The organism is Streptomyces sp. NPDC032161 (genome assembly GCF_040636995.1).
Lineage (GTDB): Bacteria > Actinomycetota > Actinomycetes > Streptomycetales > Streptomycetaceae > Streptomyces.
The window spans coordinates 126371-141465 of the sequence record NZ_JBEZVN010000009.1; the positions used below are offsets into that span (position 1 = coordinate 126371).

The 15095-nt window shown below is 73.2% G+C and carries 14 protein-coding genes; 3 read left to right on the forward strand and 11 right to left on the reverse strand.

Translation table 11 applies throughout. The features are described 5' to 3' along the window. Positions 1 to 5: 5 nt before the first annotated feature. The 9 genes from AB0E67_RS19720 to AB0E67_RS19760 all read right to left on the reverse strand — a co-directional run bounded on the left by AB0E67_RS19720 (position 6) and on the right by AB0E67_RS19760 (position 9912). Positions 6 to 1202 carry an acetylornithine transaminase gene (locus AB0E67_RS19720; RefSeq protein WP_362028223.1) on the reverse strand — a complete coding sequence of 399 codons (1197 nt, stop codon included), beginning with the start codon at positions 1200 to 1202 and terminating at the stop codon, positions 6 to 8. Next, positions 1199 to 2113 (reverse strand): acetylglutamate kinase, encoded by a 915-nt coding sequence (gene argB / locus AB0E67_RS19725; RefSeq protein ID WP_362028226.1) that lies wholly within the window; start codon positions 2111 to 2113, stop codon positions 1199 to 1201. Before argB ends, AB0E67_RS19720 begins: the two co-directional genes overlap by 4 nt. Next, positions 2110 to 3264 (reverse strand): bifunctional glutamate N-acetyltransferase/amino-acid acetyltransferase ArgJ, encoded by a 1155-nt coding sequence (gene argJ / locus AB0E67_RS19730; protein ID WP_362028229.1) that lies wholly within the window; start codon positions 3262 to 3264, stop codon positions 2110 to 2112. The genes argB and argJ overlap by 4 nt, the downstream gene beginning before the upstream one ends. Then, on the reverse strand, positions 3261 to 4289 hold the full coding sequence (gene argC, locus AB0E67_RS19735; protein WP_362028231.1) for an N-acetyl-gamma-glutamyl-phosphate reductase: 1029 nt from the start codon (positions 4287 to 4289) through the stop codon (positions 3261 to 3263). The genes argJ and argC overlap by 4 nt, the downstream gene beginning before the upstream one ends. Positions 4290 to 5012: 723 nt before the next feature. Further along, a complete protein-coding gene (locus AB0E67_RS19740) occupies positions 5013 to 6026 on the reverse strand; it encodes a MerR family transcriptional regulator (protein ID WP_362028234.1) in 1014 nt (337 codons plus the stop codon). A 6-nt stretch (positions 6027 to 6032) separates the two neighbouring features. Next, positions 6033 to 6701, reverse strand: coding sequence for a HEAT repeat domain-containing protein (locus tag AB0E67_RS19745; RefSeq protein ID WP_362028237.1), 669 nt, complete (start codon positions 6699 to 6701; stop codon positions 6033 to 6035). Positions 6702 to 6996: 295 nt separating this feature from the next. Further along, entirely contained in the window at positions 6997 to 7155 is a 159-nt protein-coding gene (locus tag AB0E67_RS19750) for a hypothetical protein (protein ID WP_362028387.1), read from the reverse strand. Positions 7156 to 7354: 199 nt separating this feature from the next. Further along, positions 7355 to 8554, reverse strand: coding sequence for a homoserine O-acetyltransferase (locus tag AB0E67_RS19755; protein WP_362028377.1), 1200 nt, complete (start codon positions 8552 to 8554; stop codon positions 7355 to 7357). Continuing rightward, the gene (locus AB0E67_RS19760; protein ID WP_362028240.1) at positions 8551 to 9912 is read right to left on the reverse strand and encodes a bifunctional o-acetylhomoserine/o-acetylserine sulfhydrylase; all 1362 of its coding nucleotides are present in this window, start codon (positions 9910 to 9912) and stop codon (positions 8551 to 8553) included. The genes AB0E67_RS19755 and AB0E67_RS19760 overlap by 4 nt, the downstream gene beginning before the upstream one ends. A gap of 390 nt (positions 9913 to 10302) precedes the next feature. Between AB0E67_RS19760 and AB0E67_RS19765 the strand changes: the two genes are divergently transcribed. Both AB0E67_RS19765 and AB0E67_RS19770 read left to right on the forward strand, forming a co-directional pair. Then, positions 10303 to 10800, forward strand: a complete 498-nt coding sequence (locus AB0E67_RS19765) for a peptidylprolyl isomerase (RefSeq protein ID WP_362028242.1) — start codon at positions 10303 to 10305, stop codon at positions 10798 to 10800. Positions 10801 to 10986: 186 nt separating this feature from the next. Beyond that, complete coding sequence (locus tag AB0E67_RS19770) at positions 10987 to 11760, forward strand: Clp protease N-terminal domain-containing protein (protein WP_362028245.1); 774 nt, start codon at positions 10987 to 10989, stop codon at positions 11758 to 11760. Positions 11761 to 11870: 110 nt separating this feature from the next. On the opposite strand, the gene AB0E67_RS19775 is transcribed toward AB0E67_RS19770, so the two are convergent. Together AB0E67_RS19775 and AB0E67_RS19780 are read right to left on the reverse strand one after the other, a co-directional pair. After that, complete coding sequence (locus AB0E67_RS19775; protein ID WP_362028248.1) at positions 11871 to 12446, reverse strand: histidine phosphatase family protein; 576 nt, start codon at positions 12444 to 12446, stop codon at positions 11871 to 11873. A gap of 138 nt (positions 12447 to 12584) precedes the next feature. Further along, positions 12585 to 14099 (reverse strand): PLP-dependent aminotransferase family protein, encoded by a 1515-nt coding sequence (locus AB0E67_RS19780; RefSeq protein WP_362028250.1) that lies wholly within the window; start codon positions 14097 to 14099, stop codon positions 12585 to 12587. On the opposite strand from AB0E67_RS19780, the gene AB0E67_RS19785 reads away from it, so the two are divergent. Next, positions 14098 to 15033: a DMT family transporter gene (locus AB0E67_RS19785; RefSeq protein ID WP_362028253.1), complete on the forward strand. Its 936-nt coding sequence runs from the start codon at positions 14098 to 14100 to the stop codon at positions 15031 to 15033. The two genes, AB0E67_RS19780 and AB0E67_RS19785, sit on opposite strands and share 2 nt — an antisense overlap. Positions 15034 to 15095: the final 62 nt, after the last annotated feature.

Here is a 15095-nt window from a genome sequence, read left to right on the forward strand (position 1 = left end):
TCGCCTCATTCTCCGGATCGTCCGTCCCCGTGTACCGCGTCGAGGGCGCCGGGAAGTGCCCGGAGGAACGCGTCCACCTCGGCGTCACCGATGATCAGCGGCGGCATCAGCCGCAGGACGTCGGGGGCGGGGGCGTTCACCAGGATTCCGGCTCCCTGAGCCGCCTGTCGCACCTGGGGCGCGCGGGGCTCGGTGAGCACGATACCCAGCAGCAGGCCGGAGCCGCGGACGTGGGAGACCAGAGGGTGCCCGAGACCTTCCACTCCGTCCCGGATCCGCTCGCCGAGCCGCTTCACCCGGTCCAGGGCTCCGTCGGTCGCCAGGGTGTCCAGGACGGCCAGACCGGCGGCGCAGGCGATCGGGTTGCCGCCGAACGTCGTGCCGTGGTGGCCCGGCTTCAGCAGCTCGGCGGCCGGGCCGAAGGCGACGGTCGCGCCCAGCGGCAGCCCGCCGCCGAGCCCCTTGGCGAGGGTGACGACGTCGGGCTCCACGCCCTGGTGGGCCTGGTGCTCGAACCAGTGGCCGCAGCGGCCGATGCCGGTCTGCACCTCGTCGAGGACGAGCAGGGTCCCCGTGGCCCGGGTGATCTCCCGGGCGGCCTCCAGATAGCCCTGGGGCGGCACGACCACACCGTTCTCGCCCTGGATCGGCTCGATGACGACCAGCGCGGTGTCGGTGGTGACGGCGGCGCGCAGGGCCTCGGCGTCCCCGTACGGGACGTGGGTGACGTCGCCGGGCAGCGGCTGGAACGGCTCGCGCTTCCCCGGCTGGCCGGTGAGCGCGAGCGCCCCCGTGGTCCGGCCGTGGAAGCCGCCTTCGGTGGCGACCATGTGGGTCCGGCCGGTCAGCCGGCCGATCTTGAAGGCGGCCTCGTTGGCCTCGGCGCCGGAGTTCGCGAAGTAGACCCGTCCGTCGCGGCCGAAGAGCTGGAGCAGCCGTTCGGCGAGGGCTACGGGCTGCGGCGCGATGTAGAGGTTGGAGACGTGGCCGAGGGAGCCGACCTGGGCGGAGACGGCCTCGACGACGGCGGGATGGGCGTGGCCCAGCGCGTTGACCGCGATGCCGCCGACGAAGTCGAGGTACTCGGTGCCGTCGGCGTCCCACACCCTGGCCCCCTCGCCTCGGACGAGGGAGAGCCGGGGGGTGCCGTAGTTGTCCATGAGGGCGTGTTGCCAGCGCTGCGCGTACTCCTGGTTGCTCATGACTCCCCCTGGGTGTCGGGTGCCTCGTCGGGCACGACCATCGTGCCGATTCCCTCGTCGGTGAAGATCTCCAGCAGGATCGAGTGCTGGACCCGGCCGTCGATGACCCGGGCTGTCTCGACGCCGCCCCGCACGGCGTGCAGGCACCCCTCCATCTTGGGCACCATGCCGCTGGACAGCTCGGGCAGCAGCTTCTCCAGCTCCGTGGCGGTGAGGCGGCTGATCACGTCGTCGCTGTTCGGCCAGTCCTCGTACAGGCCCTCGACGTCGGTGAGGACCATCAGCGTCTCGGCCCCCAGCGCGGCGGCGAGCGCGGCGGCCGCGGTGTCGGCGTTGACGTTGTAGACGTGGTGGTCGTCGGCGGAACGGGCGATGGAGGAGACGACGGGGATGCGGCCGTCGTCCAGCAGCGCCTGGATCGCGCCGGTGTCGATGGCGGTGATCTCGCCGACCCGGCCGATGTCTACGGATTCCCCGTCGATCACCGGGCGGTGCCGTGTGGCGGTGATGGTGTGGGCGTCCTCGCCGGTCAGGCCGACGGCGAGCGGGCCGTGCCGGTTGAGCAGGCCGACGAGCTCGCGCTGGACCTGTCCGGCCAGCACCATCCGTACGACGTCCATCGCCTCGGGCGTGGTGACGCGCAGACCTGCCTTGAACTCGCTGACCAGGCCCTGCTTGTCGAGCTGGGCGCTGATCTGAGGGCCGCCGCCGTGCACCACGACGGGCTTGAGGCCGGCCTGGCGCAGGAACACGACGTCCTGGGCGAAGGCCGCCTTCAGCTCCTCGTCGACCATGGCGTTGCCGCCGAACTTGATGACGACGGTCCTGCCGTGGTGCCGGGTCAGCCAGGGCAGTGCCTCGATGAGGATCTGCGCCTTCGGGAGTGCGGTGTGCTTCCGCGCCGTGGTCATGAGCTGTACGCGCTGTTCTCGTGGACGTAGTCCGCGGTGAGGTCGTTGGCCCAGATGACGGCGGACTCGGTGCCTGCGGCCAGGTCGGCGGTGACGGCGACCTCCCGGTAGCGCATGTCGACCAGGTCGCGGTCCTCGCCGAAGCTGCCGTTCCTGCAGACCCAGACGCCGTTGATGGCGACGTTCAGCTGGTCGGGCTCGAAGGCGGCCTTCGTGGTGCCGATCGCGGAGAGGACCCGGCCCCAGTTGGGGTCCTCGCCGTGGATGGCGCACTTGAGGAGGTTGTTGCGGGCGATGGAGCGGCCCACCTCGACGGCGTCGTCCTCGGTCGCGGCGTTGATCACCTCGATCCGGATGTCCTTGGAGGCGCCCTCGGCGTCACCGATGAGCTGCCGGGCGAGGTCGGCGCAGACGGCGCGCACGGCCTGGGCGAACTCGTCCTGGTCCGGAGTGATCCCGCTGGCGCCGGAGGCCAGCAGCAGCACGGTGTCGTTGGTGGACATGCAGCCGTCGGAGTCGACCCGGTCGAAGGTGGTGCGGGTGGCGGCGCGCAGCGCGGAGTCGAGCCCGGCGGCGTCGACGTCGGCGTCGGTGGTGAGGACGACCAGCATGGTGGCGAGGCCGGGGGCGAGCATGCCCGCGCCCTTGGCCATGCCGCCGACGGTCCAGCCCTCGCCGCCCGCGACGGCGGTCTTGTGGACGGTGTCGGTGGTCTTGATCGCGATGGCGGCCTTCTCGCCGCCGTGCTCGCTGAGGGCGGCGGCGGCCTTCTCGACGCCGGGCAGCAGCTTGTCCATCGGGAGCAGGGTGCCGATCAGCCCGGTCGAGGCGACCGCGATCTCGCCCGCGCTGTGGCCGGGCAGGACCTCGGCGGCCTTCTCGGCGGTGGCGTGCGTGTCCTGGAAGCCCTTGGGGCCCGTGCAGGCGTTGGCGCCACCGGAGTTGAGGACGACGGCGCCGACCTCGCCGCCCTGGAGCACCTGCTGCGACCAGAGGACGGGGGCGGCCTTGACACGGTTGGAGGTGAAGACGCCCGCGGCGGCGCGACGCGGGCCGTGGTTGACCACGAGGGCCAGGTCAGGGTTTCCGCTTTCCTTGATCCCGGCGGCGATGCCCGCCGCCGAGAATCCCTGTGCTGCCGTGACGCTCACGGTGCGACTCCGATCGTGGAGAGACCTGTGTCCTCGGGGAGTCCGAGGGCGATGTTCATGCTCTGGAGGGCGCCGCCCGCAGTGCCCTTGGCGAGGTTGTCGATGGCCGAGACGACGACGATCCGGTGCGCCGCCTCGTCGTACGCGACCTGGATCTGCACGGCGTTGGAGCCGTACACGGACGCGGTGGCGGGCCACTGCCCCTCGGGGAGCAGCTCGACGAACGGCTCGTCGGCGAACGCCTTCTCGTACGCGTCGCGCACGGCCTCGGCGCCCACCCCCGGCCTCGCCTTGGCGCTGCATGTGGCGAGGATGCCCCGGGGCATCGGCGCCAGGGTCGGGGTGAAGGAGACGGTGACCGGCTCACCGGCCGCCGCGCTGAGGTTCTGGACCATCTCGGGGGTGTGCCGGTGGACCCCGCCGACGCCGTACGGGGACATGTTGCCCATCACCTCGGAACCGAGCAGGTGCGGCTTGGCCGCCTTGCCCGCCCCGGAGGTGCCGGACGCGGCGACGACCACGGCCTCGGGCTCGGCCAGCTGGGCCGCGTACGCCGGGAAGAGCGCCAGCGAGACGGCCGTCGGGTAGCAGCCGGGCACCGCGACCCGCTTGGACCCGGCCAACTCCGCGCGTCCGCCAGGCAGTTCGGGCAGACCGTACGGCCACGCGCCGGCGTGCGGCGAGCCGTAGAACTTCTCCCAGGCCGCGGCGTCCGCGAGCCGGAAATCGGCGCCCATGTCCACGACGAGCACCTCGTCACCGAGCTGTTCGGCGACGGCGGCGGACTGGCCGTGCGGCAGGGCGAGGAAGACGACGTCGTGCCCGGCGAGCGCCTCGGGCGTGGTCGGCTCCAGCACCCGGTCGGCGAGCGGCCGCAGGTGCGGCTGCAGCGCGCCGAGCCGCTGTCCCGCGTTGGAATGGGCGGTGAGGGCCCCGATCTCGACCCCGGGGTGGGCCAGCAGGAGGCGGAGCAGCTCCCCGCCGGCATATCCGCTCGCCCCTGCCACCGCTGCACGTACCACCATCGAAACCCTCCTCGTCGATGGCATGACTATACGCACCCCTGCACTTTTATGCAATGACCGTCGCGCGTCGCGTGGCCGAATGGGACCGGGCAGCAGAGTTGGCCCTGCCGTGACCGGCAAGGTTTGCCCGGAAGGAGCGTCGTCCGGTGCGTGCGATCGCAAGGCGGCCGGAAGCCCTCGAATGGGGTCTCCCCTGCTCGAACGAAGTCGAGAGCTCGGGGAAGGGGCTACGTGGGCTTGTGGCCAACGCTGCGAGCAATGGGGCCTCCCCTGCTCGAACGAAGCTGAGAGTTCGGGGAAGTGCCGGACGGCGCGACAGGGCAAACGTTGCCGGGAGGGGCGCTAACGTCGGGTTCCATGATCGTATGGCTCAACGGCACCCACGGCGCGGGCAAGACGAGAGCTGAGGCCGACTCGCCACGCGAAACAGGCGCGGGGGGCGGCAGAGAACGGCCATCCGGTGTCGAGGCAGCGCGAACAGGCTCCGTCAGGGGCCCGGCTCAGCCCGGCACCGCGATGTCACCCGCTCCGAAAGGTCCCAGGCACGTCACCCGGAGTCGTCGATGGCGGGCGAGCACGCGCCGCGGCGGATCCTGATGCTCGATCGACAGCCGAAGCTCTCACCCGTGGCAATGCTTTCCCGCCGCGCGCCGGGCATGGTGTCGTCCGCCGACCATCACCCTCAGGATCCGCCGACCGGCCGTGGTCGGGCAGCCGGGGACGTTACTGGTCTCCGGCCGCCCGACCACAGCGAAGAAGGTACGCCGCGGTCAGCGCGACGGCGGGCTCCACGTCGTGCGACAGCTCCGCGAGGGCGCGTGACGCCCGCGTCCCGGGAATGCCCCCGAGCGCCTGCGTCAGCCGTCCGCGTGCGGGCGCCTCGGTGGTGTCGCGGGCGAGGCGGTCGACGAGCCCGCTCGCGATCCGGTCCGCCGTCGCGGTGTCGCTCGCCAGCACGCTCAGCGCATCGGCCGCATCGGTGTCGTTCCTTCCCGCCACGATCATGTCGATGAGCGTCGGGACCGTCTCGGCCTCGCCACGTGCGCCGAGCGCCAGGGCCGCATACCCGCGGACCACGACGTCGGGGTCCGTGAGGGCATCCCTCAGCAGCGCGGCGGCCTCACCACCGGGCATCTCGGCGAGGGCCTGAACGGCACGTTCCCGCACCACGGCCACCAGTGAGCCGAGGCCCTCGGCCAGCAGTGCCGGGCCGCGGCCGCCCGATCGCGCCAGCGCCCATCGAAGGGCCCCGGCGACGTTCGGCTCCGTCTCGCTCAGCACCGCCTCGACCAGGGCCTCCACCGGCACCGGAGCCTCGTCGACCGAGGAGAGGGCCGCGCGCTGGCGCGCGTCGGCGCTCTTGGACCCCAGTGCCTGGAGGAGCGCGACGACCTTGAGGACGTCCGTCCAGTCGGCGGGGTCTGCGGCGTCGATCCGGACCAGCCGCGTGAGCAGCTCGGTCTCCGCCGCGACGCGCTCGCGCGTTTGGCGGATGAGGTCGTCGACGAGCGCCGAGGGCGTGAAGCCGGGGTCGTCGAGCGCGCGTCCGATCTCACGCAGCGACAGCCCCAGCGACCGCAGGCTCTCGATGTGGAAGATCCGCCGGATGTCCTCCCCGGAGTACTCCCGATAGCCGGAGCCGGTGCGGCCCGAAGGACGCACCAGACCGAGCGACTCGTAATGCCGGAGCATGCGGGCACTGACCCCGGACCGCCGCGCCACCTCGCCGATCAACACGTCCCGTCATCCCTCCCGGTCGGATCCGCCGAGTACCACGATGCGCTTCGCCTCCTCGATCGCGAACTCGAACCCGGCGTCCGGATCGCGCAGCAGCCGTCGTGTGGCGAGCGCGTGCGCGCGGATGCGCGGGTCGAGGTCCGTCGTCGCGGCACGCAGAGCCGGCACGATCGCTTCGCCCAGCGCGACCAGTGCCCGGCTGAGACTCAACTGCGTCTCCCGCCCGCCGCGCCCTAGCTGCGTCGCCAGCACCGCGGCCAACGCGGACTCCTCGCCCTCCGGCACCAGCACGACCGCGGCCCGCCAGGCGCTCCGCGCCACCTCGTCCTCGGCATCGGCCAGGAGCGGGCGGGTGATCGCCGGCCACGCCCGCCGGTCCCCGATCTTGGACAGCGTGTGCAGCGCCTGGCTCCGCGCCTGCGCGCGCTCCGAACGGACTTCGCGGAGCAGCCCAGGGAGCGTCACGGACACCGGGTGGCGGGTGAGCGCCCAGGTCAGCATGTCGCGGACGAAGAACTCCGGCTCGATCGCGCATCGCTCGACAAGCTTGTCGACGAAGCGCGGGTCGGGCATGGTGCCGACCGCCAGAGCAGCCCTCAGTCGCACGGACGAACGGCCGTCCTCCAACCCCCGAAGCGCTCGTACCGCGTCCGTGTCCCGTCTCGTGACTGTCATCGAGACCACCTCCTGGGCAAGCAGTGAAGACCCTGTCACCGTGTCAAGGTCAAAGCAGGGACCGGTGTGAGCGGGGGCACTCGTGCCGACCACGGCGGTCGGCTCCGGTGGACGCCGTCGGCCATCGGGCGGCTTCGCGGCTCGTCGGGACCAGCGGGCAGGACGGCCCTGATGCCCTGCCGGACCGATCGCGGCGCCGAAGGGCCGGCCGGAGCGCCGAGTCCCGGGTACGAGGCCGGATGCGGCGTTCGGCCACGGCCGGGCGCCCGCCGGGCGGGCCGTGGAGGCCGTGCGCTCAGCCGGCGGCGCCGAACCATCTGGGGAGTCGGTCGAGAAAGTCCCGCTGGTCCGCGCCGAGCCACACCTCATGGCCGTCCGGCCGCAGCAGCACGGCCGGGACGTCCGGAACGGCGGCGGGCGGCCCCGCCTCCGACGGGAGCAGTCGCTCACTCACGAACCGGGGTCGCCGACGAACCGGGATTGCCGCGGGCCCAGGCCGACGGCCCGGGCTACTGACCGACCAGCTTGCCGACCGGGCCGGATTGCCGACCGACCAGGTTGCCGACCACCGGCCGGGTTGCCGACGGCCCGGATCGCCGACGGGCCGGGCTGCCGCCGGGAGACACCGGAACGCGGTCCCCCGACGGCGGCGCTCACCCGGTCTGAACGGCGGCCGTGTCCCGTACGTCGTCCAGGAGTTCCCGTACCAGCGCGGCTATCTGCGGCGTCTCGATGAGGAATCCGTCGTGGCCGTACGGCGAGGCGACCACCCGGGCCCGGTCGGCCGAGGGGATCCCGGCGGCCAGCTCCTCCTGCTGCGACAGCGGGTAGAGGCGGTCGGAGTCGACCCCCGCGACCAGGGTCCGCGCCGTCACCCGGGCGAGGGCGGCGCGCGTGCCGCCGCGGCCCCTGCCCACGTCGTGGGCGTTCATCGCCTCGGCGAGCACGGCGTAGCTGGCCGCGTCGAAGCGCCGGACGAGCTTGGCGGCGTGATGGTCGAGGTAGGACTCGACCTGGTAGCGGCCGCCCAGCGAGGGGTCCTCCCCGTCCTGGGCGCGGTTGGCGAAGCGGGCGTCGAGTTCCTCGGCCCCGCGGTAGGTGATGTGGGCGATGCGGCGGGCGACGCCGAGGCCCGCGTGCGGCCCCTGCCCCGGTCCTGCGTCGTGGTAGTCGCCGCCCCGCCAGTTGGGGTCGGCGCGGATCGCGTGGAGCTGAGCGGTGGCCCAGGCGATCTGGTCCGCGCTCGCCACCGCCGTCGTGGCGAGCAGCAGCAGCGACGCGACGCGCTCCGGATGGGACACCGCCCACTCCACCGCCCGCATCCCGCCCATGGAGCCGCCGAGCACGAGGGCCCAGCGGTCGATGCCCAGCGCGTCGGCGAGCCCGGCCTCGGCGAGCACCTGGTCGCGCTGGGTGAGCCGGGGGAACGACCCGCCCCAGCGACGGCCGTCGGGGCGCGGCGAGGCCGGGCCCGTGCTTCCCTGGCAGCCGCCCAGGACGTTCGGCGCCACCACGAACCAATGGTCCGTGTCGAGCGCCCGGCCCGGCCCGATCAGCGCGTCCCACCAGCCGGGGCTGGGGTGGCCGGGCCCGACCGGTCCGGCGACATGGCTGTCGCCGGTGAGCGCGTGCAGGACGAGGACCGCGTTGGAGCGGTCGGGCGCGAGCCGCCCCCACGTCTCGTACGCCAGCCGTACGTCCGGGAGCTCGCCGCCGCCCTCCAACGGCAGGGGCTCCGGACGGTGGTACCAGGTGCGGCGCCCCGGGAGGTCCCCCTCCTGCCACGCGCCGGTGGCAGGAGGGGGGATCGCCCTTGGGGTGGTCCCGTCGGCGGGGTGGTCGGCGGTGTTCAGGACGCCTCCTTCGCGGCGCGGAAGCCGGCCTCCAGGTCCGCCTTGAGGTCGTCCAGGTTCTCGATGCCGACCGACAGGCGCACCAGGCCCGGCGAGGTGCCGGTGGCGGCGAGCTGCGCGTCGTCGAGCTGGCTGTGGGTGGTGGACGCGGGGTGGATGATGAGGCTGCGCACGTCACCGATGTTGGCGAGGTGGCTGAAGAGTTCGACGGCGTCCACGAAGCGCTTGCCCGCCTCGACGCCGCCGCGCAGCTCGAAGGAGAGCACGGCCCCGGCGCCGCGCGGGAGGTAGCGGCGCCCGGCCTCGTACCAGCGGTTGGACGGCAGTCCGGCGTAGTGGACGGCCGCGACCTCGTCGCGCTGCTCCAGCCACTCCGCCAGCGCCTGGGCGTTGGACGAGTGGCGCTCCATGCGCAGGCTCAGCGTCTCCACGCCCTGCAGGAGCAGGAAGGCGGAGTGCGGCGCGATGGCCGGTCCGAGATCGCGCAGCAGCTGGACGCGGAGCTTGATGGCGTACGCGCCGGGGCCGAGGGCGGGCCAGTAGCGCAGGCCGTGGTAGCTGGGGTCGGGCTCGTTGAAGTCGGGGAAGCGCTCGGGGTGCGCGCCGAAGTCGAAGGTCCCGGCGTCGACGACGACGCCGCCGAGGGTGGTGCCGTGGCCGCCGAGGAACTTGGTCGCCGAGTGGACGACGACGTCGGCGCCGTGCTCGATGGGGCGCAGGAGGAAGGGGGTGGGCACGGTGTTGTCGACGATCAGCGGCAGCCCGGCCTCGTGCGCGATGTCGGCGAGGGCGCGGATGTCGAGGACGTTGCCGCGCGGGTTGCCGAGGGTCTCCGCGAACAGGGCCTTGGTGCCGGGCCGGATGGCGGCCCGCCAGGCGTCGAGGTCGTCCGGGTCCTCGACGAAGGACACCTCGATGCCGAGCTTCCGCAGGGTGTGCCGGAAGAGGTTGTACGTGCCGCCGTAGAGGGAGGCGCTGGAGACGATGTGGTCGCCGGCGCCCGCCACGTTGAGGACGGCGAGCGTCTCCGCGGCCTGCCCGGAGGCGAGGGCCACGGCGGCGACGCCGCCTTCGAGGTCGGCGATCCGCTGCTCGAAGACGTCCTGGGTGGGGTTGTGGAGGCGGGTGTAGATGTTTCCGGGCTCGGCGAGCGAGAAGAGGTCGGCCGCGTGCTGGGTGTCGCGGAAGACGAACGAGCTGGTCTGGTAGATCGGGACCGCCCGGGCGCCGGTGGTCGGGTCGGGGACGGCGCCGGCATGCAACTGCCTGGTCTCGAACGACCAGGCGGGGGTGGCGGATCCGGTCGGCTCGTCCTCGGGGGTGTGGCCGGCGGTGACGGCGTCGATCGGCTGGCTCATGCTTCTCCTCGGTACACGTGCGATGCCCGGCGGCGGGCGGGGTGGTGCCGGTGTGAGCGGCGGGGTGCAGGAAGCAGGCGTACGGGGCTCCGTGTCGGAGGGCGTACGCGCAGGTGTGCGCGGCTACGGCGCGGGATGGGCCACCACGGGGCCGCGTCAGCGGGCGGTGGGACAACTCATGGTCGTGACACGCGCGTAGTCCACGTGGCGGCGGGTCACGAGCACGATCATGCGCCCAGGTAACCACAGTCGGACAGCGCGCACCACCGCCTTCCGCAGTGCGGACAACCGGGGCGGTCCGCTTCCGCGCTGCGGATGACGGGGGCGCCCCGACGGCGTGGAACCGCGCCCGCCGGACGGCCCCGGACGCGTCGATGTCAGGATGGTTCCATGACGAGCAAGGTCTACTTCGACATCACCATCAACGACGAGCCCGCCGGGCGGATCACGTTCAAACTGTTCGACGACGTCGTTCCCAAGACCGCGGAGAACTTCCGCGCGCTGGCGACCGGCGAGAAGGGCTTCGGATACAAGGGATCGTCCTTCCACCGGATCATCCCCGAATTCATGCTCCAGGGCGGCGACTTCACCGCGGGCAACGGTACGGGCGGCAAGAGCATCTACGGGGCGAAGTTCCCCGACGAGAACTTCAAGCTGGCGCACTCCAAGCCCGGCCTGCTGTCCATGGCCAACAGCGGCCCCGACTCCAACGGCTCCCAGTTCTTCATCACGACCATCGTGACGTCGTGGCTGGACGGCAAGCACGTGGTGTTCGGCGAGGTCGACAACGAGGAGAGCATGGACCTCGTCAAGAAGATCGAGGCCCTCGGCACGCAGAGCGGCCGCCCCCAGGCGAAGATCACCATCGCGGACAGCGGCGTCCTCTGACCCGCGCCCGCGCCCTCGCGCGCGGCGTACGCACCCTTTGCACGACCGCATGACCGAGCGCATGCGCGACCTCTGAACGAGCGCGCCGTCCGACGGACCCCGTCGGACGGCGCGCTCCGTCGTTCCCGGCAGCTCCACTGTCAACTCACGGTTGACACCTCCCGACTGTCAACCTACGGTTGACACATGGTGAATCCCGTACGCATGACCCATCCCGTGCGCCTCGACGACCTGATCGAGGCCATCAAGAAGACCCACACCGACGCCCTCGACCAGCTCTCCGACGCCGTCATCGCCGCGGACCACCTCGGCGACGTGGCCGACCACCTGATCGGCCACTTCGTGGACCAGGCCCGGCGCTCGGGCGCCTCCTGGACCGAGATCGGCAAGAGCATGGGCGTGACCAGGCAGGCCGCCCAGAAGCGGTTCGTGGCCAAGGACCCCGGCGAACCCTCGGACCTCGACCCGAGCCAGGGCTTCGGCCGCTTCACCCCGCGGGCCAAGAACGTCGTCATGGCCGCGCAGAACGAGGCCCGGGCGGCGGGCAACGACCAGGTGGGCACCGCACACCTGGTGCTGGGGCTGCTCAGCGAGCCGGAGGGGCTGGGCATCGCCTTCGTCAAGGCCCAGGGCATCGCTCCGGACGCGATCCGCCGGGCCGCGACCGAGACCCTGCCCGCCGCCGCGGACGAGGTGCCGGACCTGATCCCGTACGACGCCGGGGCCCGCAAGGCGCTGGAACTCACGTTCCGCGAGGCGCTGCGCATGGGACACAACTACGTCGGCACCGAGCACCTCCTGCTCGCCCTCCTGGAGCAGGAGGACGGCGCGGGCGTGCTGTCGGGTCTCGGTATCGACAAGTCGACCGCCGAGACGGCGATCGCCGAGGCCCTCACGTTCCTCTCCGACTCCCCGAACAAGGGCGAGGACGACAAGGACGCGGACAACAAGGAGGGCTGACCGAACGGCGCCGCAGAGCGCGGCGTCCCGGCCGTACGCGTGCGGCCGGGACGCCGCACCCCGCACGACGCCGCGCACGGGGAGCGGACGCGGGCGTCGACGACGCCCGGTCAGTGGGCTCCCGCTTCGAGCCGCAGGCTCCAGCGCCCCGGACCACCGGAGAGCGTGACCGTCGACAGCGGGCGCACGTCGACGTTCCAGTACGTCGACGGCGGGGCCATGAGGGCGTAGACCAGCGCGGCCCGGACGACGGCGGGTTCCGCGACGGCCACGATGGCGCCCTCGCACGCGGGCCGGGTGTCCAGCCAGCTCCCGATCCGGGAGATGAAGGCGAGCAGCGGTTCGCCGCCGTGCGGGGCGGAGCGCGGGTCGGCGAGCCAGGCGTCGACGGCGGCGGGCTCGCAGGCGGCGACGTCGGCCAGGGTGCAGCCGCGCCAGCGCCCCATGTCGCAGTCGCGCAGCGCGGGCTGGACGAGCGGTGCGTAGCCGAGCGCCCGACCGGTGGCGCGGCTGCGCGCGGTGGGCGAGCAGTAGCGCAGTTCGGCGGCGCCCAGGGGTGCCAGGGCGTGCGCGGCGAGCCGCACTTCGTGCCACCCGGTGGGATCGAGCGGCCGGTCCTCGTCGAAGCGCTCGGCGAGCGGCGCGGAACTGCGGGCCGCGGCGACGAGCGAGACTCGCACGGTCATGGCGGCGATCGTGGAGCCGAACGCCATCCGGGTCAAGGGGGTAATCGCAAGCCTTTACGAAGGTTCGGGAACGTGGTGCCCGTGCGGTGCGCTGCTCCGTCGACGGCCCGGCATGCCCCGCGGACGGCCTCGCGGCCCCTACCGCGTCCTCCCGCCCGGTTCCGTCGGCTCCTCCGGCGAACCTGCGTCCCCGGATCCGGCCGGGAACGTCCCCAGGATCTCTTCGCAGGCCGTGCGCAGACGGCGGACGCCCTCGACGATCTCGGCCGCGCCGGCGACCGCGGCAAAGCTCAACCGGATGTGCGGGGAAGGGGGTTCGGCACAGAAGTACGGGCGGCCGGGCGCGACGGCCACGCCCGCGCGCAGCGCCGCCGAGACCACCGCGGACTCGTCGGTGCCCGCCTCCGTCCCGGGCAGGCGCAGCCACAGACTGCCACCGCCCGAGGGGACGTGCGGGAGCGCGAGGGCCGGCAGGTCGAACCGCAGGGCCGCCGTCATGGTGTTGCGCCGGTTTCTCAACTCGGCGGACACGGACCGCAGATGGTGGCCCCATGCCGGGGAACCCACCAGTTCGAGCGCGGCCTCCTGGAGCGGCCGGGGCACGAAGAAGCTGTCGACGACCTGGATGGCGCGCAGCCTGGCGAGCACCGGACCGCGGGCGGCGAGCGCGCCCACCCGCAGGCTGGGAGAGGTGACCTTGGTGAGGGAGCGGACGTGGACGACCACGCCGTCGGGGTCGTCGGCGGCCAGCGGCGGGGGCAGCGGACCGGCGTCGTCGTGCACCAGGCACCGGGCGAAGTCGTCCTCGACGACGAACGCCCCTGCCGCCCGGGCGATCCGCAGGACCTCGCCGCGCCGTTCGGGTGCGAGGACCGCGCCCGTCGGGTTCCGGAAGAGCGGCTGGCAGACGAAGACCCGCGCGCCGGTGGCCCGGAACGCGGCGGCGAGCAGCTCCGGCCGCACCCCGTCGGTGTCCACGGGCACCGGCACCGGGCGCAGTCCGGCGGCCCGGGCGGCGGCCAGCATGCCGGGATAGGTGGGCGATTCGACCAGCACCGGAGCCCCCGAGGGGGCGAGCGCCCGCAGTGCCACGGTCAGCGCGCTCTGGCCGCCCGCGGTGATGAGCACGTCGGCGGCACTGAGCGCGGGCCCGATCTCCCGGGCGAACCAGGCCCGCAGTTCGGGCAGCCCGTCGATGGGCGGGCGGTCCCAGGCACCGGGGCGGCGGCCGGCCCTGGCGAGTGCGGCGGCGAGCGCCCGCTCCGGCTGGAGCGAGGAGTGGAGGTAGCCGCCGTTCAGCTCGATGACACCGGCCGGGGGCGCGGCGAGCGTGACCAGGACACCGGAGGCGTCGACGGTGCGCGGCACCGCCTCGGGGCCGCCGTCACCGCTGAGGGAGACCTCCTGCCAGGAGGTGTCGCCCGGTGGGGACGTGTCCGTACGGGGCCGGGCCCGGAAGACGCCGGCGCCGGGCCGGGTGACGACGAGGCCCTCGGCGGCGAGCCGGGCGATGGCCCGGGAGACGGTCACGGGGCTGACCCGGAAGCGCTCGACGAGAGCCCGGCTCGATGGCAGCTTTCCATCTGGTGGGTAGCGGTCGAGCTCACTCCGGAGAAAATCGGCCAGTTGGGCCACGCTGCTAGGATCGTGCATGAGAGTCAAGGATAGCGCTACCAGAAGCAGGACGATAGCGGTCGATGAGGCGGGAACCACCGCGTCGAACCGCGGCGGTGTGGTTCTCGCCGGACTCGGCGTCGTCGCCTTCTCGCTGACCTTCCCGTCCACCGTCTGGGGTCTGGAGAGCTTCGGTCCCTGGTCCCTGGTGGCCCTTCGCACCGTGCTCGCCGCGCTGATCGCGGGCGGGTTCCTGCTGGCGGGGCGGGTCCCGCTGCCGGACCGCGCGCACCGGGCCGGGCTCGTCGTCGTGGCCGCGGGCGTCGTGGTCGGTTTCCCGATGCTGACCACGCTGGCCCTGCGGACCTCGACGACCTCCCACGCCGCCGTGGTGGTGGGGCTGCTCCCCCTGACGACCGCGGTGTTCTCCTCGCTCCGCACCGGGGTCCGGCCGCCCCGCGCCTTCTGGTTCGCGGCGCTCGCCGGGGCGGGCGTGGTGATCGCGTTCACCGTGGACCAGAGCGGCGGCGCGCTGTCCGCCGGCGACCTGTACCTGTTCGGCGCACTGCTGGTCTGCGCGGCGGGATACACGGAGGGCGGCAGGCTGGCCGCGGTCATGCCGGGCTGGCAGGTGGTCGGCTGGGCGCTCGTCCTCTCGCTGCCGCTCGCGGTGGCCGGGGCGGCGGTGGCGCTGCCCCTGGAGCCGGTGCGGATGACCGCGCACGGGGTGATCGGACTGGTCTGGGTGGCCGCCGGGTCCACCTTCCTCGGCCTGTACGTCTGGTACCGGGGCATGGCGGAGATCGGCGTGCCCCGGGCCAGCCAGCTCCAGCTCGCGCAGCCGTTGCTGACCCTGGGGTGGTCGTTCTTCCTGCTCGGCGAGGACGTGTCGGCGGCGGCGCCGGTGGCGGCGGTCGCGGTCCTCGTCTGCATCGCGGTCACCCAACGTGCGGGGCGCCCCCGGCGCCGGTAGCCGCCCGGCCCCGTGACGAGGGACCGTGGCAGGGGCCCGGCCCGTGACGAGCCGGCCCCGTG

Coding starts and splice junctions, on each gene's coding strand:
- AB0E67_RS19720 (WP_362028223.1), bottom strand. CDS start 1,202: ATGAGCAACCAGGAGTACGCGCAGCGCTGGCAACACGCCCTCATGGAC.
- argB (WP_362028226.1), bottom strand. CDS start 2,113: ATGACCACGGCGCGGAAGCACACCGCACTCCCGAAGGCGCAGATCCTC.
- argC (WP_362028231.1), bottom strand. CDS start 4,289: ATGGTGGTACGTGCAGCGGTGGCAGGGGCGAGCGGATATGCCGGCGGG.
- AB0E67_RS19745 (WP_362028237.1), bottom strand. CDS start 6,701: ATGACAGTCACGAGACGGGACACGGACGCGGTACGAGCGCTTCGGGGG.
- AB0E67_RS19760 (WP_362028240.1), bottom strand. CDS start 9,912: ATGAGCCAGCCGATCGACGCCGTCACCGCCGGCCACACCCCCGAGGAC.
- AB0E67_RS19765 (WP_362028242.1), top strand. CDS start 10,303: ATGACGAGCAAGGTCTACTTCGACATCACCATCAACGACGAGCCCGCC.
- AB0E67_RS19770 (WP_362028245.1), top strand. CDS start 10,987: ATGGTGAATCCCGTACGCATGACCCATCCCGTGCGCCTCGACGACCTG.
- AB0E67_RS19775 (WP_362028248.1), bottom strand. CDS start 12,446: ATGACCGTGCGAGTCTCGCTCGTCGCCGCGGCCCGCAGTTCCGCGCCG.
- AB0E67_RS19785 (WP_362028253.1), top strand. CDS start 14,098: ATGAGAGTCAAGGATAGCGCTACCAGAAGCAGGACGATAGCGGTCGAT.
- AB0E67_RS19780 (WP_362028250.1), bottom strand. CDS start 14,099: ATGCACGATCCTAGCAGCGTGGCCCAACTGGCCGATTTTCTCCGGAGT.